1 protein-coding gene is annotated in these 2,112 nt (G+C 76.9%); it reads right to left on the bottom strand.

The features are described 5' to 3' along the window. Positions 1-112: 112 nt before the first annotated feature. On the bottom strand, positions 113-2,056 hold the full coding sequence (locus tag DZF91_RS24570) for a S9 family peptidase (RefSeq protein WP_117359641.1): 1,944 nt from the start codon (positions 2,054-2,056) through the stop codon (positions 113-115). Between the last annotated feature and the right edge of the window lie 56 nt (positions 2,057-2,112).

The raw sequence follows: 2,112 nt of genomic DNA, 5'->3' as shown, positions 1-2,112 counted from the left end.
GTGCCGGGCCGCGAGAGCGGTCAGCCGCTCGGCCCAGTGCGCGGCGTCGACCGGGCGCGTGGCGCCGGACGCCCGCGCGGGGGTCGCAGGGGCGGGGGTGGCGGGGGCGGTGTCAGTCATGGTCGACTCCCAGGTGTTCGGTGACCCAGCCGACGAGGCGGCGGGAGTAGTCGGCCCGGTGCGAGGGCCGTCCGGTGAGGATGAACAGGTGGTCGCCGCCCGGGTAGCGGACGAGGCGGACCGGGACGCCGCGCGTGCGCAGCGCGTGGAACCACTGCTCGGCCTGGCCGACCGGGCAGCGGTCGTCGGCGTCGCCGTGCAGGATCAGGGTCGGGACGCGGACGCCGTCGGCGTGGGTCAGCGGGGACAGCGCGACGAGCCGGTCGTGCGGGCCGATCTCCTGGCTGGTCAGGGTCTGGCCCTCGTCGGACGTCCCGGCCATCGAGACGAGGTCGGTGACGACGCCGCCGGGCACGGCCGCGCGGAACAGACCGCTGCGCGCCGACAGCCAGCAGGTGAGGTAGCCGCCGTAGCTGTAGCCGGTGAGCGCGATCCGGTCCGGGTCGGTAAGGCCCTCGGCGACCAGGGTCTGGACGGGCTCCAGGACGTCGCGCTCGTCGGCCTCGCCCCACCCGCCGAGCGCGGCGGTGAAGAACGCCTCCCCGTAGCCGTCGCTGCCGCGGATGTTGAGCGCCAGGACCGTCCAGCCGCGCGCGACGAGGTCGTGGTGGTAGAGGTGGACGGGGTCGGCGAGCGGGGCCCAGGCGTTGTGCGGGCCGCCGTGCACGTCCACCAGCAGGGGGCCGCCGGGGGGCGCGTCCGGGTCGCGGAGCAGGAACCCGTGGACGCGGGTGCCGTCGGAGATCGTGAACTCGCGCTCGGTGAACCGCGGCAGCGCCACGTCCGGCAGGGCCTCGGCGGTGTGCCGGGTCAGCGGCGTGGTGCGGCCGGTGCCGAGGTCGAGCAGCTCGATCTCGGCGAAGCGGTCGGCGTCGGCGACCAGCAGCGCGGCCCGGCCGGCCTTGGGGGCGACCGAGCAGCCCGACACCCCCGTCCCGGCGGGCAGCGCGACCTCGGTGGCCTCCGCGCCGCCGAGCCGGTACAGGCGGGTGAGGCCGCGGTCGCGGACGCAGAAGAGCAGCTCGTCGCCGTCGCCGCCGGTGAACTGCGGCAGCGCGCCCGGATAGCCGGGCATGCCCGGCATGACGTTGCGGTCGAGGGCGGCGCCGAGCACGGTGGCCGGGGAGCCGTCGAGCGGGAGCCGCATCAGGTGGAGATGCCCGGTGTCGGCGGTGGCACGCCCGGTCACCAGGAGAGACTCACCATCAGGGAACCACGCGACCGTGGCGGTCAGGCCGTCGGCGTTGCCGACGACGCGCGGCCCGGCGCCGTCCGCGCCGACCACGCACGCGGCCAGGGTCCCGGTCAGGTCGGACCGGTCGCCGACCGAGGCGGGGAACGCGAGGCGCGTGCCGTCGGGCGACCAGGCGGGCGGCCCGGCGTGCTGGACGACGTGGTGAACGCCCGGCCGGCCGCCGTCCCGGACGCGGTCGGCGATCCGGGTGGTGCGGCCGGTCGCGACCTCGACCACGAACAGCCCCGTCGGAACGTTCCCGACGGTGCCGCTCCCGTCGGCCTTGTAGTCGAGCCGGTCGACCGCGACGGGCGCCGCCGGGTCCGGCTTCACGGCGGGCGCGGCGAACGCGATCCGGGTGCCGTCCGGGCTCCACACCGGGGCGCCCGCGCCCGCCTCCCGCTCGGTCAGGGGGACGGCCTCGCCGCCACCCGCGGGCAGCAGGTGGATCTGGCCCTCCCGGACGAACGCCAGCGTGGAGCCGTCCGGGGACCAGCGCGGCGCGTGGTCGGCGGGGCCGCGCGTCAGCGGTCGCGGCGCTCCGCCGTCGGCGCGCACCTCCCACAGCGCGCTCTCCGGCCGGTCGTGCTCGGCGTTCTGGGTGGTCAGGGTGTAGACGATCCGGTCTCCGTCCGGTGCCAGGGCGGGATCGCCGGGCAGCGCGAGACGGTAGAGGTCGTCGATGGCCAGGGGCCGGGTCACGAAGCCTCCTCAACTGGGGCGGGGGCGGGCATGTCGTCGGTGGGGACGTCGGCGGC

It is taken from the genome of Actinomadura logoneensis, assembly GCF_003428695.1.
GTDB lineage: Bacteria > Actinomycetota > Actinomycetes > Streptosporangiales > Streptosporangiaceae > Spirillospora > Spirillospora logoneensis.
This window is presented reverse-complemented; position numbering and strand designations above follow the sequence as displayed.